Annotated in this window: 15 protein-coding genes; 1 reads left to right on the forward strand and 14 read right to left on the reverse strand. The window is 44.1% G+C overall.

The features are described from left to right. Positions 1-47: 47 nt before the first annotated feature. The 6 genes from G563_RS0122080 to G563_RS0122105 form a co-directional block, all read right to left on the reverse strand. The gene (locus G563_RS0122080; RefSeq protein ID WP_028667227.1) at positions 48-1,322 is read right to left on the reverse strand and encodes a polysaccharide pyruvyl transferase family protein; all 1,275 of its coding nucleotides are present in this window, start codon (positions 1,320-1,322) and stop codon (positions 48-50) included. Between the two features lie 7 nt (positions 1,323-1,329). Next, positions 1,330-2,604, reverse strand: coding sequence for a polysaccharide pyruvyl transferase family protein (locus G563_RS0122085; protein ID WP_028667228.1), 1,275 nt, complete (start codon positions 2,602-2,604; stop codon positions 1,330-1,332). Positions 2,605-2,740: 136 nt separating this feature from the next. Then, entirely contained in the window at positions 2,741-4,438 is a 1,698-nt protein-coding gene (locus G563_RS0122090; RefSeq protein ID WP_028667229.1) for a RagB/SusD family nutrient uptake outer membrane protein, read from the reverse strand. Positions 4,439-4,451: 13 nt separating this feature from the next. Then, positions 4,452-7,826, reverse strand: coding sequence for a SusC/RagA family TonB-linked outer membrane protein (locus tag G563_RS0122095; RefSeq protein WP_028667230.1), 3,375 nt, complete (start codon positions 7,824-7,826; stop codon positions 4,452-4,454). An 18-nt stretch (positions 7,827-7,844) separates the two neighbouring features. Next, on the reverse strand, positions 7,845-8,840 hold the full coding sequence (locus G563_RS0122100) for a FecR family protein (RefSeq protein WP_028667231.1): 996 nt from the start codon (positions 8,838-8,840) through the stop codon (positions 7,845-7,847). A gap of 81 nt (positions 8,841-8,921) precedes the next feature. Continuing rightward, positions 8,922-9,587, reverse strand: a complete 666-nt coding sequence (locus G563_RS0122105; protein WP_229598550.1) for an RNA polymerase sigma-70 factor — start codon at positions 9,585-9,587, stop codon at positions 8,922-8,924. A 376-nt stretch (positions 9,588-9,963) separates the two neighbouring features. Between G563_RS0122105 and G563_RS0122115 the strand changes: the two genes are divergently transcribed. Continuing rightward, positions 9,964-10,491, forward strand: coding sequence for a DUF2911 domain-containing protein (locus tag G563_RS0122115; protein WP_028667233.1), 528 nt, complete (start codon positions 9,964-9,966; stop codon positions 10,489-10,491). Between the two features lie 95 nt (positions 10,492-10,586). Here the strand turns inward: G563_RS0122115 and G563_RS0122120 are convergent, their stop codons facing one another. From G563_RS0122120 to G563_RS0122155, 8 genes are all read right to left on the reverse strand, one after another. After that, on the reverse strand, positions 10,587-12,218 hold the full coding sequence (locus G563_RS0122120; RefSeq protein ID WP_051211129.1) for an FAD-dependent oxidoreductase: 1,632 nt from the start codon (positions 12,216-12,218) through the stop codon (positions 10,587-10,589). After that, entirely contained in the window at positions 12,215-13,789 is a 1,575-nt protein-coding gene (locus G563_RS0122125; RefSeq protein ID WP_028667235.1) for an FAD-dependent oxidoreductase, read from the reverse strand. Before G563_RS0122125 ends, G563_RS0122120 begins: the two co-directional genes overlap by 4 nt. Positions 13,790-13,876: 87 nt before the next feature. Continuing rightward, positions 13,877-15,301 (reverse strand): RagB/SusD family nutrient uptake outer membrane protein, encoded by a 1,425-nt coding sequence (locus G563_RS0122130; RefSeq protein ID WP_028667236.1) that lies wholly within the window; start codon positions 15,299-15,301, stop codon positions 13,877-13,879. A gap of 20 nt (positions 15,302-15,321) precedes the next feature. Then, positions 15,322-18,789: a SusC/RagA family TonB-linked outer membrane protein gene (locus tag G563_RS35560; protein ID WP_037327807.1), complete on the reverse strand. Its 3,468-nt coding sequence runs from the start codon at positions 18,787-18,789 to the stop codon at positions 15,322-15,324. Between the two features lie 30 nt (positions 18,790-18,819). Continuing rightward, positions 18,820-19,833, reverse strand: a complete 1,014-nt coding sequence (locus G563_RS0122140; protein ID WP_028667237.1) for a FecR family protein — start codon at positions 19,831-19,833, stop codon at positions 18,820-18,822. A gap of 49 nt (positions 19,834-19,882) precedes the next feature. Then, on the reverse strand, positions 19,883-20,530 hold the full coding sequence (locus tag G563_RS35565) for an RNA polymerase sigma-70 factor (RefSeq protein ID WP_229598551.1): 648 nt from the start codon (positions 20,528-20,530) through the stop codon (positions 19,883-19,885). A gap of 194 nt (positions 20,531-20,724) precedes the next feature. Then, positions 20,725-23,883 carry a PVC-type heme-binding CxxCH protein gene (locus tag G563_RS0122150; RefSeq protein ID WP_028667238.1) on the reverse strand — a complete coding sequence of 1,053 codons (3,159 nt, stop codon included), beginning with the start codon at positions 23,881-23,883 and terminating at the stop codon, positions 20,725-20,727. Between the two features lie 62 nt (positions 23,884-23,945). Continuing rightward, positions 23,946-24,782: a ThuA domain-containing protein gene (locus G563_RS0122155; RefSeq protein ID WP_051211130.1), complete on the reverse strand. Its 837-nt coding sequence runs from the start codon at positions 24,780-24,782 to the stop codon at positions 23,946-23,948. Positions 24,783-24,877: the final 95 nt, after the last annotated feature.

Consider the following 24,877-nt stretch of genomic DNA (forward strand, 5'->3'; position numbering starts at 1 on the left):
TCAAAACGTCGGCAGGGTTGTTTTGAACGTCGGCAGGGTTGAGCCTTTCAAGTAGTGAAAACATTCTTTTTCAACACATTCATAGTATCTGCTTGGCGTTGTTTGACAAACGCTTGAGCTTTCTTGACCTTCATTTTGGCAGCTTTAGGGTTCTTTGCCATTTCGAGTACTGTGGGAACAATCTTGGCGACATCACTTGGCGTGTCCATGTCAAAGAGCCAATCGCCCAGCCCGATGTCACGCCACATAAATCCCTTGCTAGTCTGTTCTTCAAATCGACAGACAATGGCGGGAATCCCCTGCGCAATGCACATGATTGGTGAGTGCATTTCCAGTCCAAACAAACCTGCCGAACGAATGTACGTACTCACAGCTTCGTCGGTAAGCCAATATTTATCACGCCATACCACTTTCTTTTTGACATCATCGGGGAGTGGGTCGTAGAGCATTTCTTTCCCAATGCGCATTTGAGTCGCATTTTCGGGTACGAGCAAGACTTTGAGCGAGGTTTGGCGTACCACGGCAATGATTGCTTCCCGAATGGGGGCGTTATCCTGCTCTTTCATTTTTTCGTTGTGCGCGTGCTTGGCTTCATTGATGCTTTGCTTTTTGGAAGGCAACTCCCACCAAGGCGAAAAACGCAACTGAGGAATCGCGCACAAAAACTTACCCGTTTCGAGGCCGTGCTCACGCAAAAAAGCATCCGCAGCTTGGTCGTCTCTGACATCCACGGCAAAAGCACCGTCCGGGCAAAACTCCATGATAGGGCATTTTGCCCCGTGTGTTTTAGCAAATTCCATGGATACCGAATCCCTGAAGTACGCAAAACGGGCTTGGGTCAAGAGGTCTATTTCGAGAGGGGTTACTTTTTGTCTATCTTCTGGAAATCCATAAACGCCAGGAAACGTAATCCCATAAATGCCGTAAGGTTTACCGGTGGTTTTGCGCCAACGCTCCACATCTTGCTTCGCTACCAACGAGGGGCCAGAGCCATGAAGTAAAAACACACATTCCGTAAATGCCTGTTGAATCTCCTCGGGTGTTTGGATGATGCGTAGTTTTGGAAAACGCTTTCGCAGCATTTCTTCCACGCCATTTTTGACATTGGAAGGCCAAAGGCGTACTTCTACGTCGGGTAAATATTTTTCTAAAAGGGTCAATACTCCGGGCGTATGGGCAATGTCACCAATATTTTCGGTTTGCCACGACGAACGCAAAATAATCGACTTAGAAGCAGCCGCTGAGGCTTCTCCCAACGCCATGTGTAAAGAGGCGGCAAAGAGGGAGGTTTGTTTTAGAAAAGTTCGTCGGTTGAGTGTCATATCCTATTTACCTCTTTAAATTTTCTTTTAATAAATTCATCGTTTCCCGTTGGCGTTGCTCTACGTATTTTTTGCCTTTGGCGGCTTTGGCTTTGGCGGCTTTGGGGTTTTTAGCCATGGCCAACACCGTAGGTACATAACGAGCAACGTCTTGCTCATTGTCCATGTCAAACAGCCAATCGCCAAGGCTAATGTCACGCCACATCACGCCTTTGCTGGTTTGTTCAAAAAAACGACCTACAATGGCAGGGATTCCATTGCCGATGCACATAATGGGCGAGTGCATTTCCAGACCGAACAAGCCTGCCGAGCGGACGTAAGTACTTACTGCCTCGTCGGTAAGCCAATATCTATCGCGCCAGACCACCTTTTGTTTTACGTCGTCGGGAAGTTTATCGTACAAAATCTCTTTACCAAGTTTTACGTGGGTTTCGTCTTCGGGGCAAATCAAGATTTTCATGGGAGTCTGACGTACTATCTCAATAATAGCCTGCCGCAGAGGAGCGTTATCATGCTCTTTCATAGCTTCGTTGCGAAGATATCGCTGCTCGTCAAAAGGAGTTTTTTTAGCCGGAATTTCCCAATACGGAGTAAAACGAGTTCGTGGAATCACACACATAAACTTGCCTTCTTCCAAGCCGTGCGTTTTTAGAAAAAGAGTAGCAGCTTCTTCATTTCGCAAATCCACCGCAAAGGCTCCGTCGGGGCAAAACTCCATGATTGGGCATTTTACCCCATTTTTTTTAGCAAAATCCAACGAAATCGAATCCCGAAAAAGGGCAAAACGTGCATTGGTTAAAAGTTCTATATCAAGAGGATTGGCGGTCACCGACGCCTTGGGGTCAGGACTATATACCCCCGGAAAAGTGATGCCGTATATTCCATAGGATTTACCTGTTTCTTTGTGCCACCGCTCTACGTCTTTGCGGGCCACTAAGGAAGGCCCCGAGCCGTGCAGCAAAAATGCACACTCATTAAAAGCCGTAGCGATTTCACTTGGGCTTTTAATGATAGACACTTTGGGAAAACGACGACGCATGAGTTCTTCTACGCCATTGCCCACACTTGACGGCCACAGCCGTACTTCTACATCAGGCAAGTGTTTTTCCAGAAGAGCCAATACTCCCGGTGTGTGACCAATGTCTCCAATGTTAACCGTTTGCCACGACGAACGCAAAATAATCGACTTAGAAGCAGCCGCTGAAGCTTCTCCCAATGCCATGTGCAAAGAGGCCGTTAGCAGAGAAGTTTGTTTTAGAAAAGTTCGTCGGTTGAGTGTCATATTTATCTTGAGAATTTAATTTTACCCCCGCAGAAATTCGAGGAAATTTAAAACCGCTGATTTTCGCTGAAAGTCAAACATCTGCGTCATTCTGCGGTATTAAATCTGCGTTGGTCTGCGGGTAAAATTTAATTGATTAATAGCCTGGGTTTTGCTCAAATTTGGCTCCCGTGTTGGCATCAATTACTTTTTGGGGAATGGGCCAAAACTTGTTAAAATCTTGGATTGTTTTACCTGAAGAAGGCCCGTTAGGCACCGACGGCTCTGAATTGTATTTTCTCACCCTATCTACCAAACGCCCCATACGAATCAAGGTACGCAGCCTTGGTTCTTCCACAATCAATTCACGCGTTCTTTCGTCCAAAATAAAATCCTCGGTTACTTTGGAGGCGTTGATTAAGGTAGCTTTGGCACGACCTCGAACTACGTTGATGTCTTTCGCAGCATTTTCCAAATCACCCTTTCTGAAATAGGCTTCGGCTCTTAGCAAATAAGTTTCGGCAACCCTCATGCGGCTAAAATCTTTGGAGGTATTACCCGAAAGTATATCGTTATTGATGGAAGAGCCCTCAATTTTTCGGAAGTAAGGATAATATTGGCGCAATGTATCGATGGCAATGGTCGTGAGCGTACCGTCGTTGCGAGCCAAAAACAAATTGCCGTTAGACCCTTTTTTGACAACAATGGGTTTCCCAAAATAATCTTTGTCGGCAGGATTATTGTAGTAAAAGGTGCGACGAATATTATAAACGGAGTTTCTCATGTCTTTAGGGTCTAAGGCCCAAACGTCATACTTGGCGTAATTGGTAGGAGAGTTGACCCCAATACCCCTTCCTATGCTATCAGCTACCACATTCAAAACGCGATTTGGCGTTTGTAATCGGTCGTATTCTGGTCCCCAATAACGAATGCTGTTATTGGCTGAAGAAGTTGAAAAGCTTCCGCCTACGTTGGTACTTTCAAATTGCCAAGCCCACATCACCTCTTTGTTACCTGCCGAGTAGTTGACTTGTCCGTTGGCAAAAAGGTCAGAAAAAACATCCCCAGGCCGTGCCGCTGCGGCTCCGAATCTAGCCGTCATGATTTGATAGTCGCCCGCTTCTTTATTAATCACTTTACTAGCCGCACTGATGGATTTATCGTAGAAGGAGGCATCCTTAGATTCCATTCCGATTGAGATATAAATTTCGCTCAACAGGTGAAACGCCGCCGCTCTAGGGATACGCCCGTCTTTGACTTGGAGCGGTAATAGGGTTATGGCTTCTTCCAAATCTTTGGCCGCAAAATTGAGTACTTCGAGCCGAGAGTTTCTTACAAAATCAAATTTGGGTTCGGTGATTGTTTGCTTCACAATCGGCACACCGCCATAAATATTTGCTAAAAAATTGTAGGTGTATGCCCGAAAAAACAGCGCTTGCCCTTTGATATTGTTCAAGTCTTCGGTCTTGATGCTGAGGTTGGGGTTATTGAGACCATCGAGAATGGTATTGGCACGTAAAATCATGGTTTTATACGCCCAATCCCAATAAACAATGGTTGCATCTAAATTAGGGTTGAGAAGACTGTAGTCTTTATTTCCGCGTGAGTCATTTCTTCCCCATTGGGTTTGGTCGGTTCCTACGGTCATGTACTCAAAGTTGTTGGACGCAATGATATGCTCTTGACGTGACCCTTCGTACAAACCTACCACGGCGGCATCAAACCCTGCCGTATTGGTCAGTAAGTTTTCTGGACTAAATCTATCCAAAGGAACTTCTTTTAAAAAGTCGTCACTACAGGAAGTGGTAACCCCGAAAAGTGAAAGAAGTAATATGGCTTTAAATTTTGATTTCATGTTTCCTAAAATGTTAAAATGACATGTTGATACCGCCAATGAATGTTTTGAGCAAGGGGCCATTGGTGCCTGGGTCGCGGCCGCCTCCCCCAAACTCAGGATCCCAGCCATTCCATTTGGTCCACGTAAATAGGTTTTTGCCACTGACATATACTTGAAGGTTGGCTATTTTCAACTTCTTCATCAAAGCATCCGAAAAATTGTAAGACAATGACACATCTTGCAATCTGGTGAAACTGCGGCTTTCGTAAAAACCATAGCCGAGTGGATTACGGTAGTTGATGCGGGGATGCGTATTGATAGGATTAGAGGGTGTCCAATAAGGAAGATTGAGGAAATTGGCTTGGTCAAAAAAGTTGGAACCCGGGTTAATGAGCGAGCTAGAACTATAGCCTCCTTCTCTGATATTGACGGTAGAAGACAAGCTAAATTTCTTGAAATTGATAATATTGGTTATTCCTAAAATAAAATTAGGCTGATTGCTATGTAATACCGCGCGGTCTAAAGGCGTGATTTTGCCATCAGGTACGCCATTGGGGCCACTGATGTCTTTAAATTTTATATCTCCGGGCTTAGAACCGGGAATTAAAGACAAATCGTCTCCTTGTTGGAAAATACCATCAAATACGTAGTCGAAATTCGTACCCAAAGGCTGCCCAATAAACCACCCGCTGGCAATGTCATCGTCTTCGATGCCGTCGTTGTTGATATCTCTGCCCGTGAGTTGTACGATTTTGTTTCTATTGAGCGAAAAAGCGATATTGGTATTCCATCCCCAATCGCCGCGTTCGATATTCTTGGTTTTGAGGTCTAATTCAAATCCTTTGTTTTTGGTTTTTCCAATATTGCGCAAGAAAACCTCAAAGCCGTTGGTATTCGGAATCGTTTGATTGAGGAGCAGGTCGAAGGTGTTGGAAACATAAAAATTGAGCGAAGCCGAAATACGACTTGAAAAAGCCTGAACATCGGTACCAATATTGAAACTTTCGGTGGTTTCCCAACCCAAGTTCGGATTGGCAAGCGTGGTAGGGATTAGACCGATTGATACGGGTTGGCCGTCTCCAAAAACATAATTTCGCTGTCCAACTTGGCTCAAAGAAGAGTATTCGCTCACGCCTCGGTTTCCATTGCGTCCCCACGAAGCCCGAAGTTTAAGAAAGTCAATTTTTTTAACATCCTTCATAAAATCTTCATCACTTATATTCCAGCTAAAAGCAGCGGAAGGGAAAGTTCCGAATTTACGCCCTTCTCCGAAAGCCGAAAAGCCGTCTCTACGCACACTTAAAGTAAAAAAGTATTTACTTTTCAACGAATAGCCCAAGCGCGCCATCGAAGAGATTTGGCGGTTTTGAGTTGCGCCTACGTCAATGGCATATCCTTCGCCAATTTCCAATGAATTGTAGCCCAAGGCATCGTTGAAAATATTTTGGCTTGATAGGAATGAAAACTGATTTGACAACTGATAAATCCCATAAAGTACCGTCAAATCAAGACTGTGGTCTTGGGCAAATCGGCGTTGGTATTTAAGAATATTTTCTAAGGTAAAATTCTGAGTTTCTCCGTGTCTTTTTGAACCAGAACCTAGGCGGTTGGTAGGGGCATAGGTAGGGCTGTAAGCGAATGTTTTAGAGTCGGTTCGGGTATAGCCTCCGTTGAGTTTATAGGTCAAACCTTCTAAAAGATTTACATCAGCGTAGGCATTGGCAAAGAGGATATTAGTGATTGATTTGTTGGTATTTAAGAGGGTTCCCAACAAGGGATTGGCTACTAAACCCCAATTTTGTGGAAGGGGATTTGGCGAAACACCATCCTCTAAATACAAGCTTGCAAAAGGGCTTAAATAAGAAGTAGCTACGAGGTTTGCTCTTACGCCTGAGTTATCTCTGGAAGAATATCCAGAATTGATACCCAACTTGAGCCAATCGGTAGCTTGTACGCCCAAGTTTAATCTACTCGACAACCGGCTGAAATTATCCCCTCTAACGGGCGATTTAGAGTCGGTATAAGCGCCCGAAAAAAAGTAACTTACCCTGTCTGTTTTTCCTGAGACATTGAGCTCATAATTAGACATCGGAGCACGTTGTTTGATTTCTTGGAAAGGGTCAATGGTTTTTCCAGCGGCAATATTAGCTTGCTCAATCACCGAAAATGGCACACTTCCTCCTTCGGCTTCTTCGGCATCTTTACGCGCCGCCAAATACTGCTCTGGTGTACGGTAAGCGGGTAAAAAAGCATAGTCAGAAGCACCCAAATAGGTAGTAAACGTAAATTTAGGCTTGCCTGATTTTCCTTTTTTGGTAGTAATCTCAATCACACCGTTGGTAGCCAAAGAGCCATAAATAGCCGTTGAACTGGCATCTTTCAGAATATCAATGGTTTCAATGTCATTGGGGTTGATATCGGCCAAATTTCCACCCGCGTAGATAATCCCGTCTAATACAATAAGGGGAGAACTATTGGCGGAAATTGAATTGATTCCCCGGATTCTTATGGTTCCGGCTTGTCCGGGACGACCATTGTCAATGACCTGCACCCCTGCCGTAGTTCCTCTCAGGATTTGTGAAGCATTGGTATTGGGCTGCAATCGAGTGGCTTCCACATCCACACTGGCGATGGCCCCCGTCAGGTCTTTCTTTTTCTGAGTTCCGTATCCTACTACTACTACTTCTTCTAGCGATTTGTTGTCAACATTCAGAGCAATAGACAATTGAGTGCGACTCCCTACTACCACTTCTTGTAGTACGTAGCCCACAAAACTAAACACCAGCACGGCATTGTCGTCAGGAACACTTAACGAAAACTCCCCGTCGGGATTGGTAGTAGTGCCTCGCTGAGTTCCTTTGATAATCACGTTTACGCCAGGCAAGGACTCTCCTTTTTCGGCATCGGTTACTTTGCCTTTTACGATTTTATCCACTACCCGATTGACTTCGCCCACGGCCGGCGCAAGCGCCTCTATGGCTGCGGGTGCGGATTGGCTTGGGGCTTTTGGGGCGGACGGAGCGTCACCTTCGGGAAATCGTGACACGTTTTGCTCCGACCTCCTTTCGGTACGTTTGTCGGTAATGACATAGCCTCCATTTTTTGATTTTTTGTAATACAGCCCCAAAGGTTTGAGAAGTGCTTCGAGATTTTGTTCCAATTTCGCATTCGGATTGACGACGTTGCTCATTACCATAAGCCCATCAACATTGCGGTCAAAAAACAAAATATCTACCCGATACTGCTCTTTTAGCTCGCGCAACACATCCTTTAGTTTCTTCTGGGAGGGTTTGTGGGAGGCGTCTTTGCTGTGGTTGGTTTGAGCACTGGCCAAAAATTGGGCAAAACTTGGCTGTACCCCTCCCAGCAATACCCCCAACAACAGGGTTTGTATTGTTTTTTTCATTCTTAAAAAACGTTAGAGTTATGGATTGGTGGTTATGATAATTTTCTTTCCTTCTTTTTGGTAAGTAAGATTAGCAGCTTCGGTAAGCGTTTCTAAAAGTTCTTCGGCATTGTGCGCCGTAAAAGACCCCGTAAGTGTCCATTGGGCAAGTTCGGTCTCGGGGATTTCGACAGTTACTCCAAAATTATCTTTAAACAATTGGGCTACTTCCTGCAAGGTAGTTTCTTCAAATACAAACCGATGATCTTGCCAAGCGGCGTAGTTTTGAGGCTCTTGAGTCTGATGTAAATTCACTTTCCCCCCTTCTCCGAGCGTTACCAAATCGCCCGGCTTCATCATGAGTTGTTTTTGATTGTTGCCTTCCTGATATCTCAGTTGTACTTTACCTTTATTTAGGACGACCTTCGCAACTTTCGGGCGGGTATTTACCACAAATTCGGTTCCTAGCACTACCACATCAAACTCTTGCCCCGTTTTGACAATAAACTTCTGATGATTAGGCAAATGCGTCACCGAAAAATTAGCCTCCCCTGTCAGATATACTTCACGGGTTTGGTGACCAAAACCAAAACGTGGCACTCGAAGCGACGAATTGGCATTGAGTACGATTTGGCTGCCGTCGCTCAATGTCAAACGTTGGGTTTGGCCATAAGCAGTCTGGTAAGTTTGGTACTGAATAGCATCTCTAAATAACCAGCCACTAACAGCTACTATCAATATTATCGACGCTGCCGCCCAAAACCACCACGGCATCCGTCGAGGGGATACCTCCAAAGTCTCTCCCTCTTCTTTTTGGCTCTGATAGCCTCTCATTCGTTCTTGATGCCGAGCTAGTGCAGCGTTGGCATCAGCAATATACTGTGGATGTTCGCTTTCCCACATAGCCAAGTAAGCATAAAACAACTCACGGTTTTCGTTGTTTTGCGCCCATTCCTCCACCATTTGCTTCTGAAAAACAGTAGCTCTACCAGCGAAGTAATTGAAAAGCATTTCTTTGGTTATGTGCATTTTCATGATGAAATGATTTAAAAACAAGACGTGTTGAAACGTCGAAAACACTTAGCGATGTGGATTATTTATTAGAATATTTTGGTCTCAAAGCCATCCTCCTCCGATGAACATCACGATAACAAGCCACTTATCTTTCAAAGAAGTCCGAATCTGACGGATGGCTTGGTACAAGTGAGCCTCAATGGTTCGCAGAGATAGATTGAGTTCATTGGCAATTTCTTGGTACTTTTTTCCTTCAAAACGATGCATGACATAGATTTGGCGGCGTTTCAAAGGCATACTGTTGATGGCATTTTCGACATCGTGATAGAGCTCTTCGTATTGGGTAATGGAGTCGGGCTCATAGGTGGTGGCTATCGAAAACTGCGTGGCATTGTCTAAGGACGTATTGCGACGCATTTCGCTTCTAACGTAGTCGAAAGCCCGGTGCCTCACCGATGTAAACAAAAACGCCCGAAAAGAAGTAGTAATGGTGCGGTATAAATGCTGTGTGTGAAACTCATAAAAAATATCCGAAACAATATCTTCGGCAATGGCCTTGGAAGAAACATAACGTACGGCATGGCTGCACAACAATGGGTAATATTGCTGAAACAACAACGCTATGCCAGTATCGGGGTTGGTCTCAAAAGCGACTCTAATCATCCGTTCGGGGTCAAGCACCGTATGTTTGGTTGAGGGATTTTCTCGCTCATGCCTCCCAAAAACCGGTTGGGCCTTATCTTCTTCCTCCATAGTATGCTTGACCATTCTCATTTTCTATATAAAGATAAGTTTTTTCTTGGAAACGTTTTATTTAAACCTGTTTTTGAGATAGACGTTTTTGTCCGCAGAAAACACTTAGTGAGAAATAGGATTTTTTTACTTATTTTTTTAATTTATATCAAAAGAAGACCTCGGTATTTCCAACGCCTCTTTCTTATCAGGGCCTTGCAATGCTATTTTTATGGCTTCTTCTTGAAAATACGCACTTCTAAAAACAGAAATCATCGTACTGATTATCAACAAATTACAAACTTGAACAAACTTGCTCCAATTTGAACACCGTTTGCATAGGTCTTCTATGTGTCTTTGCTGAGATTTGCGCTCTCAATTTTTATTTCAATTCTTAATTTTTATGTCAGCTATGCAAAAGAATGCAAAAATCACCCTGTCTTTACTCACGATTTTGGCAGTTTGTCTGGGAAGTTTTTCGGTTTGGGCTCAAGACAAAAACAGCCGGCCTAGTCCGCCCGCCCAAGTTTCTCAAAAAGTAGAAAATACCAACATTACCATCAGCTACGGGCAGCCTTCGGTAAAAGGTCGAAAAATATGGGGAGAACTCGTGCCTTACGGACAGGTATGGCGTACAGGTGCCAACGAAGCTACGACCTTTGAGATAAGCCAAGATGTGAAAGTAGAAGGGCAAATCTTAGCCCAAGGCAAATACGGCTTTTTTACCATTCCTAACGAAAAAGAATGGACGATTATCTTTAATAAAGTACCTAACCAATGGGGTGCTTTCAAGTATGATGACAAGCAAGACGCTTTGCGCGTCAGTGTAAAACCCAAAAAATCTTCAAAATTTCACGAACAACTTACCTATACCATTTCGCCTAAAGGAACAGTCGCGATTTTGTGGGAAAATTTAGAAGTAAACTTCAAGGTAAAATAAGAATCTACTAGCTCATTTACAGCCATTTTAACATTCATTTTGTGGGGGTCGCTTGCGGCGACCTCCACATTTTGCCATTTATTTAAACTCTTTTTCTATTCCAATCCCAATACCTGTTTACCTTCCAGCAGTTTGGCTTTCAGTTGGGGATAGTTTACGTTTTGAATCGTAGTTTTATTGTCTAGTGCCAGTGCCGCAGCCGTACCCGCCGATTGCCCCAAAATCATAAAAGTCCATTCCAGGCGAATCGCTCCGTAAGCAATATGACTTGATGAGGGGCAAGTAGGCGTAATTAAGTTGGTACATTGGGACGCTTTAGGAACCAAAGATCGGTACGAAATAGGCAACGGTTGCCAATAATCACCCCCAAATACAAAGCCTTCGTTGTAAGCGTAGCCGTCTTTGACGATGCGCCGCACGCTGTGTACATCTGTAGGCCAATACGCCATGCCGATAGGGTCAGATACGGGTGTGGGGTTTTGTTTTTTGACATGATGCTCCGTAATCACGTAATCAGACACCATTCGGCGCGCATCGCGTACATAAAACATTCGAGGCCAGCCGTCATTGTCAGTAAATTCATCTTTGGGCAACCCCCAACTAGCCCACTCTTTTTGCAAAGCGGAGTCGAGTTGGCCTACTTCAGGGTCATTGGCTAAGAAGTAAAAAAGCCCTTGCGTAAACGTTTTATGTTCTTCCAATATCCTTTCTCGCACAGCGTAGCTACCTTCTGGGTAGTCGATATTCATACCGTAGAGGTTATGCGATAGGTCGTGCCAAGCACCTAAGTCCGTTTTGCCGTTGGGAAGTCCTGCGCCAGGCCGATACAATTTTCCACCTGCTTTGATATACCGCAGATAAATCTCGTATTGACCTCGGTCGTAGTCCTTAGGTTTAGTAAACGGAATTTGATTGTCAGGATTTTTGGTCAAACACATCCGAAAACAAAACGCCTGTAGGCGTTTATCTCCCGCGCCAGGTGTTCCTAGAGGTTCGTTCTGAATCGTCGGAATCACTCCGCTGTTTGGATCATTGGGGTTTTTATAAGGGTTTACTTTGACCAAAAATTGTGCATGATCGGTTTCGGCACGAATACCGTTACGGGTTTCATGGTAAACAGAATTGGCCTCACGTCCTACCGTTGTACTGACACCAGCCCGCGCCAGCAAATCTCCTTCAATGGTCGCATCCACGAAAAATTTTCCCTTGAATACTTCTCCTTTTTCGGTACGAATTTCGGTAATAGTGGTATTTTTTTTACTGACCGCTTGGGGCGTTTCGGCCAAGCGTCTTCCCAGAAATACTTCGATTTTGTGTTCTTTTATCCAATCATTAAACACCTGTTCTGCTACCTTCGACTCAAACCGCCAGAGACTTGTGTTTTTTACTTTGTTATTGAGCGCGTTCTCAAAAGCCTCTTCTCTTCCATAGACTTTGGCGATACGGCGATAAAACTCCAGTGCTAACCCTCCCACGGCGGGGCTATTTTGAAAATCTTTATGATTGTCAATGTCAGTTCCACCAAGCCCTTCTACACTCATTCCGCCAATGTGCTTAGTGGGTTCGAGAAGCGCTACACTTTTCCCCATTTTGGCCAACTGAATTGCCGCCGTCACTCCTGCTGCCGTTCCGCCATAGATGACCACATCGTAAGAAAATTTGGTTTTTTGGGGCTGAAATGAAGTCAGCCCCAAAAAAGTGAAGAACAACGTCAGTGTTTTTCTCATTTTTTACCATCTTTTTCTCCATCCCAAATTTGGTGATTAATGCTCAAAATCACTCCTTTCTCTTTTAAATTTGTCTGTAAATCAGCGATGTCTAATTTCTGAACGGATTTTTTTTGACGAGCGGCCATTGCTGCGGCAATGCCAGCACTATTTCCTAGCTGCATCCAGGTACATTCCACCCGTGCTGAACAAAACGCGACATGCGACACCGATAAGCATACTGGCACAAGTAGATTGGTGCATTCTTGCTGCTTGGGCAAAATAGTACGGTACGAAAATTCGTAGGGTTTGGTCAATACTTCCCAGATTCGTCCTTCATTGACAAATTGGGTTTTAGATACAGCCACGCGTTGTACGTGATGACTATCTATCCAATGGGAGCCCAAACAAATCGCATCAGGTTTTGTACGTTCTTCCAAAATATCCTTTTGGGTCTGCACCAATTCGCCCTTCATTCGTCGTGCCTCACGAATGTAAAGATAATAGGGGAAATTTCCGTTGTCCTTGAACTCATCAGCCGTAAGACCATATTGATTTACCGCATCGTGTAAATTACGTGGGACCGAGGGGTCATTGGCCAAGTAATATAAAAGACCCAAAGTCCAGTTTTTATGGTCATCATAGATAGCTTTTCTTTCGGGATAATCGGCATCGGGGTAGTTGACATTCCCGCCAAAGTGCCCTAAAGAGATGATTGATTTCTGTTTGTTGTTGGTTTCGTATTTCCCTTTGGGATAATTCCAACCGTACAAATCAATGATGTCTTTGAACTTGACATTGGGCTCATTTTTAAGCCATCGCGAAAGCAATATATAACGCTGAGGTTCGTAACGTTCGGGTTTGGGAAAAGGAACTCGGTCGTCTCTTGTTGACATCATCACCCGAAAGTTATAATTCATCACCCGTTTATCGGCTTGCCCTTCGGTAAGTGTGCTTCGCTCGGCAAATCCAGGTAGTAGTTTGCCATTATCATCATAGGGAGAAGCTTCAATGGGAGTATCAATAAACCTTACACCCGCCAATGACTCACCATACTGGTCTTTGCTTTCACGCCCATACGTATAAGATACTCCCGACCGTGACATCAAATCTCCTTCATAGGTAGCATCAATGAATACTTTGCCCGTAACGGTGGTGCCGTTTGATAATGTAATGGTCTGAATAGCAGCATTTTTCTTATTTACTTTTTGGGCAAATGCTTCATAGACAACCTTGACGTTTGCTTCTCTCAAAAGGTCATTGAAGACTTTCTCGGCTACATGCGATTCAAAGTAAAACTCGGTTTTAGGTTTTCCGTAAAATTGACTCATACGACTATAAAACTCTAACGGTAATCCCGAAATAGTTTCTTCAATCATGTGTTCAGACTCGGCAGTGCCAATACCGCTGGTATTTAGTCCTCCGACATGTTTTGTCTGCTCTATGAGCATCACTTTTGCCCCTTCACGAGCGGCAGCCACGGCAGCAATGACACCGCCTGGTGTGCCGCCATATACCACTACATCGAAAGAAGCCTGAGCATACGCCAGCCAAGTATTCAGTATTAATAAGAGGGTAAGACAAATTTTCATATTAAAATAAAAGTGTAAAAGGTGAATATTAAAGCCATTCTGAGGGGTTAACCTTTAAGCTCAGAATGGCCATACTAGTATCAACAATCAATAACCAGGGTTTTGTACCAAAGCTGGATTTACATCAATCTCTTGAATTGGAATAGGATAAAGCAGGTGCTTTGCTTCGGCATTTATTCCTATTTTTTTCATCTTTTCAATGTATTTTCCTGTTCTTAGCAAATCCCAACGACGATGTCCTTCAAAACAAAGCTCCCAACTTCTTTCTTGCCAAATTGCCTCACGCAATTGTGTTTGAGTCAGGTTACTGAAGTCTTTTAAATCTGTTGGCGTTTTTCGTGCCCTTGCCCGCACGGTATTAATGGCCGTATAAGCCTCGGTGGTAGGGCCACTTAATTCATTGAGAGCTTCGGCATACATCAACAATACATCGGCATAGCGAATGACTAAAAAGTTGTTTCGCGCCGACTGCGACCCACAAGCCTGTGGATCCCAATATTTGTCCAAATGAGGCCCCGTACGCGAGGCTACTACGGTGCCGTTGGCTATTTTTTTCTCATAAATCACCGTTACGTCTTTCCGTAAATCTCCTGACAAGTATGAAGCCGCGTGCTGTGGTACTACTTGATAGCTTCCCCCCGTCAAATTAATAGGATAGCTGAAGTATATAGAAAAATTTACTGCCATTGGGCTGCCATACGCAGGCAAGACACAACTGTACTGAATCGAAAAAATATGTTCAGGGCCATTCTCTTTTTCGGGTAAAAAGACATCCTTAAAATCAGGGACCAAAGCGTATGTTTTTGAATCTATGACCTCTTTAGCTTTAGAAGCCGCATTGGCCCAGTCTTTACGGGTTAAATATACCTTTGCCAACATGGATTTAGCTGCCCCAATCGTTGCTCTGCCATTTTCGGAAGCTACGGTATATTTTACTGGGAGCGTTTTTTCAGCCTCTTGTAAATCAGAAATTATTTGCTGATACACTTTTTCGGCTGGTTCGCGGGGGATCTGCACATTGATAACATCATTGGAAACACTCGTTACAAGGGGTATATCTCCAAAAGCTCGTACCAAATTAAAGTAGGCCAACGCGCGTAAAAACTTGGCTTCGCCCACAATTTGATCCCGTAGCTTGGTATCCATCGTAATCTTAGGAACATTGACAATCACCCGATTGGCGCGGTCAATCAATACATAACTATTGGTGTAAAACCCATCAAACAAGCTCGTTCCACTGTTAAATAGATTCTTATGTATCTCATCTCCACTGCCATTGTCTTCGCGTACTTCGCATTCATCACTGTTGAGATCCGCCAAATTAATCATGGTCATGCCATAGACATTTTTGAGGCGGTCATATACGCCATTGATGGCAGAAGTGGCGTCGGCGGCAGAATTAAAGGAATTTGATTCTTCAAAAAAACTGAGAGGTACCTCTTCCAAGTTTTTTTCACATGCTGTCAACAGAAATACTGTGAGCAATGCCGAAAGTAAGGTTGTATTTTTCATCTTTAATTTTTTTAATCTGATCAGAAAGAAAGAGTAGCCCCACAAGTAAAGGTACGAGCGGCAGGATAAGCGTAATTATCGACACCGTATTGCACATTGCTCGTAAAATCAGAGTTTACTTCTGGGTCGAAACCACGATAAGAAGTAAACGTCCATAAGTTTTGGCCACTTATGTAAACGCGTGCCCGTTTAACAAACTTTGTCCGAAGGGGGAGTTGATAGCCCAATGATACATTTTTGACGCGGAGAAATGAACCGTCTTCAATGTAGAATGAGTCTGTTCCAGTGTTTCGCCATTGCCGAATCGACGGCAATGTATTCGAGGGTTTATCAGCCCGCCAAGCACCCTCAATGACAGTTCGGAGTAAATTATCACTGGGGTCTGACTGTTCCATTGATTTCCGTGTGACATTCAACAGTTTGTTTCCCTGTGTACCTTGCAGAAAAATAGAAAAATCAAAAGATTGGTAAGAAAGAGTATTAGTCAGGCCAAAAATAAATTTGGGAAGTCCAGTCCCCAAAATTTGGCGGTCGGTGGCTTCATTAAAAATGCCATCTCCATTTAAGTCCTTATAACGAATAGCACCCGGCAAATCTCCCGAACGAGCCAACGTTCCTGCTGCTTTGATTTCGTCGGCTGTTTGCCAAATACCATCAAAGACATTTCCGTAAAATGAACCAACAGACTCCCCAACTTTCACGATGGAATTGCCCGTAAAAAACTGGTCAGCGTTGTTGAGTCTGATCACCTTATTACGATTAAATGAGATATTACCATTGGTTTTCCATTGAAATTTGCCGTCTATATTGACCGAATTGACGCTCAACTCCACGCCTTTATTTTCTAAACTACCCACGTTTCTAGTAACACTTGTAAAACCAGTGGTGGCAGGTAGTTCAACACCTAACAACAAGTCTGTGGTCGTTTTGATGTAATAATCAGCGGTCAATTGAAGACGATTGTTGAATAATCCCAAATCAAAACCAGCATCAAGTTGGGCGGTTTTTTCCCAACGCAAATCTGGATTGGCGATGCGTGAAGCCTGAATCATCAACACTTCTTGGTCACCAAATACCGTACGTGCAGTGCCATACTGTGACAATGAATTGTAAAGACCAATGCCGTCATTGCCTGTGATACCATAACTCAAGCGCAGTTTTAGCTCACTTATCCAACGGTTATTTTTTAAAAAGTTCTCATCCGAAATCCGCCAAGCAAATGCTCCTGATGGAAAAAATCCGTACTTATTATTAGCTCCAAAACGCGACGAACCATCCACTCGACCCGTTATGGTGAGCAAATAACGATCTTTGAAGCGATAATTCAGCCTTCCTAAATAGGAGTTCAAGCCCCATTCCTGCACTCCACCCGTTGATGGAAGCGGTTTGTTTGCTAACCCAATGTTGTTGGCACCAAGGGTATAATTTGGAAAATCTTGCGCTTCGGCGTAGGTGCGTTCTTCACGATTGTTCTGAAATGTCACCCCTGCTACGGCATCCAATGTATGCTCATTAAAGGTCTTTGTATAAGTCAAGATGTTTTCATTCAGCAAATTAATGTTGTTAGAGGTACCATTACTTCCATAGCCATTCACGGTATTAGCGATGAGTGTCTGAGGCGTATAGAAGATGTTGCGACGAGAATTGAGAATATCCGTACCTATACTGATGCGTGCAGTCAAGCCCTCCGCGAGCGTAATATCCCCAAAAACACTTCCTAGAACACGGTCACTAGTGAGAAGATTGGTGCTAGTCCTAGCCACTGCCACAGGATTGGCGACCGAGCTAAATCCCGAACCTGGCCCTACATTTAGAAGCTGATAACTGCCCGTTGCATCATAAATAGGACTAGCAGGAGACGCTCGCAGTGCCAAGCCTACCAAGCTGCTACTGCCTACTTCGTTGACACTATTGTTATAACTACGGGTTATGGTAAAATTTGCCCCTATTTTTAGTCGATTACTGACTCTGGCATCTAAATTAATACGAGAAGTATAACGCTTGAAATTAGAAGTAATCACAATACCGTCTTGGTTAAAATAGTTGCCACTCACAATATACCTCAACTTATCTGTCCCACCCGAAACCGATAACTGGTAATTCTGCATGGGTGCTCCCTGAAAGATTTCTTTTTGCCAATTAGTACCCACTCCATACTCCGATGGTTTTTTGGGGTACGCTCCCGTTGGATTTCCGTAGCGTTCGGCAAAATTTAGATTTCTTAATTGCTCGTTTTTGGCAGCAGTATGCTCCTCAGCAGTAGCCATATCAAGCATCTTGGTGACTTTTTGATAGCCATAATAAACGTCGAAATCAACCGTAGCTTGTCCTTCTTTTCCACGCTTGGTAGTGACCAATACCACTCCATTGGCACCACGAGACCCATAAATGGCCGTAGCAGAGGCATCTTTTAATATTTCGATAGATTCGATATCATTAGGATTGATTGTCGCTAGTGGATTAGGATATAGTATTGAGTTGCCTGCTCCTGTTGCGGGGGCAGGATTAGTAACTGGAAAACCATCAATGACATAGAGAGGGTCGTTACTAGCTGAAATAGAATTACCACCTCTGATCCGAATCGTAATTCCACCGCCAGGAGCATTGGAGGAGTTGGTTACTTGCACTCCTGATACACGCCCTTGCAGGGCTTGGTTAAACGAACTCACGGGTTGAGCTTTCAATTCAGTCGACCCAATAGAACCCACTGCTCCCGTCAAATCTCGCTTTTTTACAGCACCATATCCCACTACTACAACTTCACTTAGGGCTTTGGTATCCGTTTTAAGACTAATATCAAATTGTGTACGATTACCTACCACTAATTCTTGTGATTCATAACCTACAAAGCTAAAAACTAGAATTGCCTTCTCATTAGGAACGGTGATTGAAAACTCTCCATTGGGATTGGTAGTAGCTCCTCGTTGGGTTCCTTTCAACAAAACATTTACACCAGGCAGCGCTTCTCCTTTATCAGCATCTACCACTTTGCCTTTGATGACCTGCTCTAAGGCATTTTGATGTGATACTCTTTGCAAAGGCGCTATTTCTTGAGAGGACTTTATTTCAACCATGGCAGCGTCCATTTCTTGCTGATTTGCAGAGGTATTTTCGGCGGCTTTTTGTGATTTTTTATCTGCAATCACTAAATAAGAACTGGTATTTACCTTCTTAAATCGCAACCCTAACGGACGTAAAATATGCGTTAAGTTTTTTTCTACATCCCACCGATTATTGATTACTTCTGGTCTTACGGTCATCCCTTCCACCACTTTTCGCTCAAACATAATTTCCACCCCATATTGGGTTTTTAGGTCGCTAAGTACGTCTTTGAGAAGACGAGAGGCACCATAGCGTGTCTGTTCGGTCGTCTTGTGAGGATTGTCTTGGGCTTTGGCAAAGGCTTGCGACCAGCCCAATTGCTTCCCAAAAAACAATACGCCTATCATAAGCCCCATTTTTGAGGCTTTTTGTATTTGTTTATTCATAAAAACTAGAGTTGAAAGTATGCTATCGAATTACTTGTCGGTCAGCTGTACGTGGTTTCCCTGTCTGACCACATTGATGTCTAAAAGTTCAGAAATAGAGCGTAACAATTCATCTACATTTTCGGCACGGAAAGAGCCCATAATTACGCGTTCGGCTAGCGGTTTTCCACTGATTTCTACCTCTAGACCATAGTTTTCTTGGAGTAGATACGCAACCTCTTGGAGGGTAGTTTCTTCAAAAACAAACCGTTTTTGTTCCCAAGCCGCATAGTTTTGGGGCTGATTGGTTACTTTTCGAGAAAGGCGATTTTGGTTATCAAGGGTTACCAAGTCACCGGGTTTCATCATCAAGTGTTTTTGGGTATTGCCTTCTCGGTATTGAACCTTTACTTTTCCTTTGTTGAGCACGACCTTAGAAATCCGCTGACGCGCATACACCGTAAACTCCGTCCCAAGTACCACTACTTCAAAGTTTTTATCGGTTTTTACCACAAACTTTTGGTGATTGGCTTGATGTGTCACTTCAAAATTAGCCTCTCCGACTAGGAAAACTTCCCGCGCTGTTTGGCTAAAGCCAAAACGGGGGATTCTCAATGAAGAGTTGGCATTGAGGGTTACGTGAGTACCATCCTTGAGGGTTAGTGCCTCTGTTTCGCCAAAAGTTGTTTGATACGTTTGATAAAGTATATTGTCTCGAAAAAACCACCCTCCTATTGTCAACCCCCCTACTACCATTGCCGCCGTCATACCCCACTTCCACCAAATGGTTGGTTTAAGAGGCAATATCAACTCTTCTGTTTCCTCAGAAGAAACAATGAGGGGTTCAACAGACTGAGGGTTGTTTTCCAAAAAAGCTTCATATTTCAGTAATGCAGCCTCGCTATCGGGCAAGTACTGCGGATGCGTACTTTCCCATTCTTCGAGCCATTCGTAATATTGCTCTTCATTGGTCTTGAGCCATTCTTCTACTAGCTTCCGCTGGAGTGGAGAGGCTTTGGATGCAAAATAGCTAAAAACCAATTCTTTGCTTATCTCTGTTTTCATCGATGGTGCTTTTACTATTAAAGATGAGAATCAGGCCAAATCCCCTTAGTCATAAATACATTTTAAGACCGCTCCGCATGATACCCAAGGCCTTTCCTAAGTGAACTTCTACGGTTTTGATAGAGATGCTTAGTTCATCAGCTATTTCTTGGTATTTTTTACCTTCAAAACGACTCAACAAAAAAACCTTCTGACACTGAGGAGGTAGCGTTTCGACCAATTCTTCCACCTTGCGGCATACTTCCTCGTACTGAGTGGCGTGGTCGGGCTGATGTCCCAAGGAGGATTCTCGCTGTATGGCTTGCTCTATTTCTTCGGTCTCTTTAAATTCCCATCTGAGATAATTGATAGCCTCGTTTCTCACACTCCGAAACAAATACAATCGATAAGAAGTAGCAATTGATTCATAGGCTTTTGTTTTCCAAAATTTACAGAACACATCCGCAACCAAGTCTTCGGCAATTTCTTTGGAATACACAAACCGAACGGCATGATTACACAGGGCCTTGTGATACCGCCTAAACAATAAAGCGCATCCTTTGGAGGGATTGTCTTCAAAAGTTGATTTCAGAAAAAACTCTGTATCATGCAATCGGCCTTTTTCTGGCAATGCCTCTGTATGGTCGCTTCTCTCCCCCGACAGCAATGATGACTGAGACTGCGCAGGTTGGTCGTCGGTATAATCTGGGAAAGCCACTTGCACCATATCAATTTTGGATAAAATTTTCTTTGACTCTTTATATAAAAGACAAGTTTCGGAAAAAGTCCCCTTAGTGTTTTGGATACTTTGTGAAATAAATTTTTGAGTGGCCAGAATTTTATCACAAAAAAAGGCTTTGCTGATGCCCACACACCATACAAAGCCTTTTTGAGGAAGTAATTATTTTAGGTTTATTTTTCTAAAGGATGTTCACTGAGGAGTTTGGTAGTGGTATAAAAATCCTTCTTACTTTCGGTAGCCGCCCGTACTTGTTTCACCTTCTCTGGTGATACAGCAGGCGCCTGATTACCGAAAGAATTACGAACATAAGTCAACACTGCCGCTACTTCTTTGTCGTTGAGCAACCCACCGTAGGGAGTCATTGGCACTTGACCCGCGTATTTTACGCCGTTGATTTCCAAAGGCCCCATGAGTCCTTTCAACACAATCTTGATAAGGCGTTCTTCACTGCCTTGCACCCATTTATTGCCTGTCAACGGAGGAAAACCCGACGCCGACAAACCTTTGCCATCAGCTTGGTGACAAGTGACACAGTAGCCTTCTTTGCCATAAATTTCTTTTCCCATTGCAAATAGCTCTGCCTCCGCACCTTTGAGGTTAGATTTGGTTTCGGCTTCTTTGGCTTTCTTGACTGAGGTTCCGCTTAAGTGAGCCACCGCCGTTTCGTGGGCATGAATCATCCACTCGTCAAGTGGTTTTTTTGCGGCTTCTGCCAAAATCGGCAAGCCTTTTTCTTTGGACAACCACGATGCGGCCACAATCGCCACTAGACGCACGCGACTGTTTTCGTCTTTTACTGCTTGCATGAGTAGCTCCGCTTGGTCAGCCACTTGATGCCCCGTGTATCTTACTACTTGTACGGCCGCCGCTCTTACGTGATAATCTTTGGCTTTGAGCAATTGACGTAGCAATTTTTGATCGACTTTGTCCAATCCCCAGCTCACCCAAAGCCCTTCTAATAAATAGTGCTCATAACGAGGGGCTTTTTTATCGAGTTTGGCAATCCAAGCGTTTAGTTTTGTAAGCACTTGAGCAGTATTATGCTCTCTCAATTCGCGACGCGTCCGATAACGGGTACGGTATTCGGGCAGTTTAAGGTTTTCGAGTAGCTCATCAATGCTCGCCCCATCTACTTTAGCGGGTTTGACGAGAGGACGTGAAGGATACGTAATCCGATATACCCGCCCGTGCATGTGGTCGCGGAGGGGGTCGCGGGCGTTGTGCTGCATGTGTCCAATCAGGATATTGTGCCAATCAATCACATACAAGGAGCCATCAGGTGCAAATTCCATATCTACTGGGCGGAAGTTGCGGTCTTCGCTCACAATCAAATCTACCAAATGACGGCTTTTATAACCCGTGCCATCATCTACCATGCTATGGGCTTTGGTCCCCAAAAATCCGATGGTATTGTTGATGAGAAGTGCCCCTTGAAGTTCGTCAGGAAAATGACGGCTTGATACAAACTCCAAGCCTGAGGTAGGCCGTACCCGATGCTTATCTTCTATTAACTGAAACGACTTGTGGGTGGCTTCGCCGTAGCGAGGCAATACGCTTCCCGGAAGCATCCAACGCACGTCAGGGCTAGAAGTTTCGGCAAAGAAAGGCTGTCCCCATTCATCAAAGGCGATTCCCCAAGGATTTGGAATAGACAACTGAGCCGTTCGTTCTAATTTTTTGAGTTGTGGGCTATAACGATAAAATCCGCCATTGGTAGCCCTCACTGTGCCATAAGAAGTTTCTACACTTGTGTGCAAAAACACACCCTCTCCGGTATAGATAGCTCCTGAGGGATCGGCACAAAAAGCACTACTGTTGTGGTGTGTATCGTGGTCATCAAAACCACTCATGATAATTTCCACTTTATCTGCTTTATCATCGCCGTTGGTATCTGTAAAAAGCTTGAGGTTGGTTCCTTGCGAAACATATACACCTTCAGGAGCCATTTCAAAACCAAGTGGCAAATGCAAATGATCAGCAAAAACGGTGCTTTTATCAGCCTTGCCATCACCATTGGTATCTTCAATGATGATGATTTTGTCGTTGGGCTTGGCATCGCCAGGTTTGTAATGCGGATAGCTAGGCATGGCCGCTACCCACAGACGGCCTTTGTTGTCAAACGACATCTGCATCGGCTTGGCCAAATCTGGAAACTCCTGCTCAGAAGCAAACAGTTCTATCTTAAATCCGTCTGGCACTTTGAGTTTGCTTAAGGCATCTTGGCCATAGAGATAGGTCAAACTACCATTTTTGTCAGGATTGAAATTGGTCTTCACCTCAGGCAGTGTACGGGTATTTTTATCAGCGGCGGCGAGGTCCATTTTTTTACCTTGGGTAGCGGCAAGCCATACGGCACTATCCCGAATAGAGGTCATTTGTCGAATCTTCTCAATCTCAGCAGGATAGTTGTCGGGGCCAAAAGGATTGTAGCGACGCCCATAGACGTGTACACCGTTGGGGATTTTGTAGTCGTTGTGCCACATCCAGTTTTTTTCCAAAACCATCTCTTTTACAAGTTGACGATTCGACTCTGCTTTAGCAGAAGTTTTGCCAAATACTTTGTCGGTCAACAAAAGCGAAAACTTTTTATAGCCTTCTTCGTTGAGCTGCGAGCCATCAATCGTTAAGGGGTCTTTGCTTTCGGCGTACCATTGTTTAGAAGGGGTAAAAGCATCCACAAAAAGTACATTGTTACGCTCCGCTACTTCTTTCATGGCTTGGGTATAAAGCCACAAGTTCTCGTTTTCTTTTTTGCCATTGGGTACATCATAAATAGACGACAAATCTTCAAAAGCAGTCGGTGATACGATGGCAAGTTGAGGCGCTGATTTACCGTTGTATTTTTGATTCAGCGTCCATTTGATAAAGGCGTCCAATTCGGCTTTATAATTTTCTAGTCCTTCTTTGCCTTGAAAAGACTCACTGTAGCCAAACATCGCCACAATGATGTCGGTTTTGAGGCGCGTAAGCCATTCATCAGGATATTCAAAATGCCCTTCGCTGTGAGAATTGGTTGCAAATTCGGTCTGAAATTTTTCAGCACCTGGAAAAGCCCAAGGAGTATTGCGGCTAGCGTGAGGGCGAAATCCGGGGGTATCGCCACCATCACACATATTACGAATCAGTAATGAATTGTCGGGATACCGAACGTACATTTCGGTTTCAAAGAATCCATAATTCATCATTCGAGAGCCTAAATTGCCCCCAATCAACGAAATATGGCTTCCTTTTTCAACTTGCAGGGCATTGGGCGGGGTAGATTGGAAAGAACTAAATCCAATCACCATCATTCCAACTGCCACGAACAATCCCTTGATGCTTAATTTCATGGGTTTGTGGGTTTTATATGAAGGGTTTATTTTTGATTATTTGTGTTGAAAGCCAATGAGCTTTATTTGACAATACCTCTGTAGGGTACATTAATGTCCATTTTTCCTTTCCATTTTTTAGGAACAGACTTACCCAACAACCAGTGGATAGCATTGATAGTGAGGTGCTGCAGAGGCTCGTCTTTGAAATCTTCGGGGTGCCCGAGGGTTGTAAAAAACACCTTCGCCCCTTCTTTGTTTTTCCAAGTCCAAGCCACCGGATTGTCGATAGCCGCTTTGTCAGGATTTACGGATTTGCCCATCAATAAAACAGTGGCATCTTGAGGTGGATAATCAGGACGCACGCGATAAAGCCAAGAACGTACATGAAATGAAGGAGCCACACCGGTAAGGATTGGATTTTTGGCAGCTTCTGGGGCAATCGTCACATCGGTGGAGCTGTTGTGTCCATAATGCGTATGGCCTGCTCTTCCCCAACCCGGAGGCGAGCCAAAAGCTCTTTCTCCAAAAGCATTCCAAACTTCTGAGGGATGCCCTTTAGGGAAATTGAAAGCATGGGTGGTAGTCCGAAAACCCATCACTGGCTTGCCCGATTTGAGGTATTCGTCGATATACTGAAGCTGCTCGGGCGGCAACTGTCGCCAGCGCAAAAAGAATATCGCCAAATCCGCTTCCCGAAGCACCTCTAAACCGGGGATATCTTTTTCGGCATTTTGGTCAGGATACGATTTGATGACTTTCGTACGCACCCCATAATTTTTTTCTAATTCGGCCGCAATCAAGGGCAAAGTTTGCTCACCGCTATACTCATGGTCGCCAGCTACAAACACTACCAGAGGCTTTTCTTTGACTTTGGGGGTAGGTTTAGAATAGGCAAAAGCCCCGATAACAAGGGCCATAAGAAGGCATACATGGCTCACAAAGCGAGCCATAAAACGCTGATTTTTAACACTCATACTCATATGTGGCAATGATTTGGGAGGCTTCTTTTCTC

Origin of the sequence: Runella zeae DSM 19591, assembly GCF_000423565.1 — a bacterium.
Lineage (GTDB): Bacteria > Bacteroidota > Bacteroidia > Cytophagales > Spirosomataceae > Runella > Runella zeae.

What these genes read in the sequence shown, in the direction of transcription:
- G563_RS0122080 (WP_028667227.1), bottom strand. Translation starts at nt 1,322, where the DNA reads ATGACACTCAACCGACGAACTTTTCTAAAACAAACCTCCCTCTTTGCC.
- G563_RS0122085 (WP_028667228.1), bottom strand. Translation starts at nt 2,604, where the DNA reads ATGACACTCAACCGACGAACTTTTCTAAAACAAACTTCTCTGCTAACG.
- G563_RS0122090 (WP_028667229.1), bottom strand. Translation starts at nt 4,438, where the DNA reads ATGAAATCAAAATTTAAAGCCATATTACTTCTTTCACTTTTCGGGGTT.
- G563_RS0122095 (WP_028667230.1), bottom strand. Translation starts at nt 7,826, where the DNA reads ATGAAAAAAACAATACAAACCCTGTTGTTGGGGGTATTGCTGGGAGGG.
- G563_RS0122100 (WP_028667231.1), bottom strand. Translation starts at nt 8,840, where the DNA reads ATGAAAATGCACATAACCAAAGAAATGCTTTTCAATTACTTCGCTGGT.
- G563_RS0122105 (WP_229598550.1), bottom strand. Translation starts at nt 9,587, where the DNA reads ATGGTCAAGCATACTATGGAGGAAGAAGATAAGGCCCAACCGGTTTTT.
- G563_RS0122115 (WP_028667233.1), top strand. Translation starts at nt 9,964, where the DNA reads ATGCAAAAGAATGCAAAAATCACCCTGTCTTTACTCACGATTTTGGCA.
- G563_RS0122120 (WP_051211129.1), bottom strand. Translation starts at nt 12,218, where the DNA reads ATGAGAAAAACACTGACGTTGTTCTTCACTTTTTTGGGGCTGACTTCA.
- G563_RS0122125 (WP_028667235.1), bottom strand. Translation starts at nt 13,789, where the DNA reads ATGAAAATTTGTCTTACCCTCTTATTAATACTGAATACTTGGCTGGCG.
- G563_RS0122130 (WP_028667236.1), bottom strand. Translation starts at nt 15,301, where the DNA reads ATGAAAAATACAACCTTACTTTCGGCATTGCTCACAGTATTTCTGTTG.
- G563_RS35560 (WP_037327807.1), bottom strand. Translation starts at nt 18,789, where the DNA reads ATGAATAAACAAATACAAAAAGCCTCAAAAATGGGGCTTATGATAGGC.
- G563_RS0122140 (WP_028667237.1), bottom strand. Translation starts at nt 19,833, where the DNA reads ATGAAAACAGAGATAAGCAAAGAATTGGTTTTTAGCTATTTTGCATCC.
- G563_RS0122150 (WP_028667238.1), bottom strand. Translation starts at nt 23,883, where the DNA reads ATGAAATTAAGCATCAAGGGATTGTTCGTGGCAGTTGGAATGATGGTG.
- G563_RS0122155 (WP_051211130.1), bottom strand. Translation starts at nt 24,782, where the DNA reads ATGGCCCTTGTTATCGGGGCTTTTGCCTATTCTAAACCTACCCCCAAA.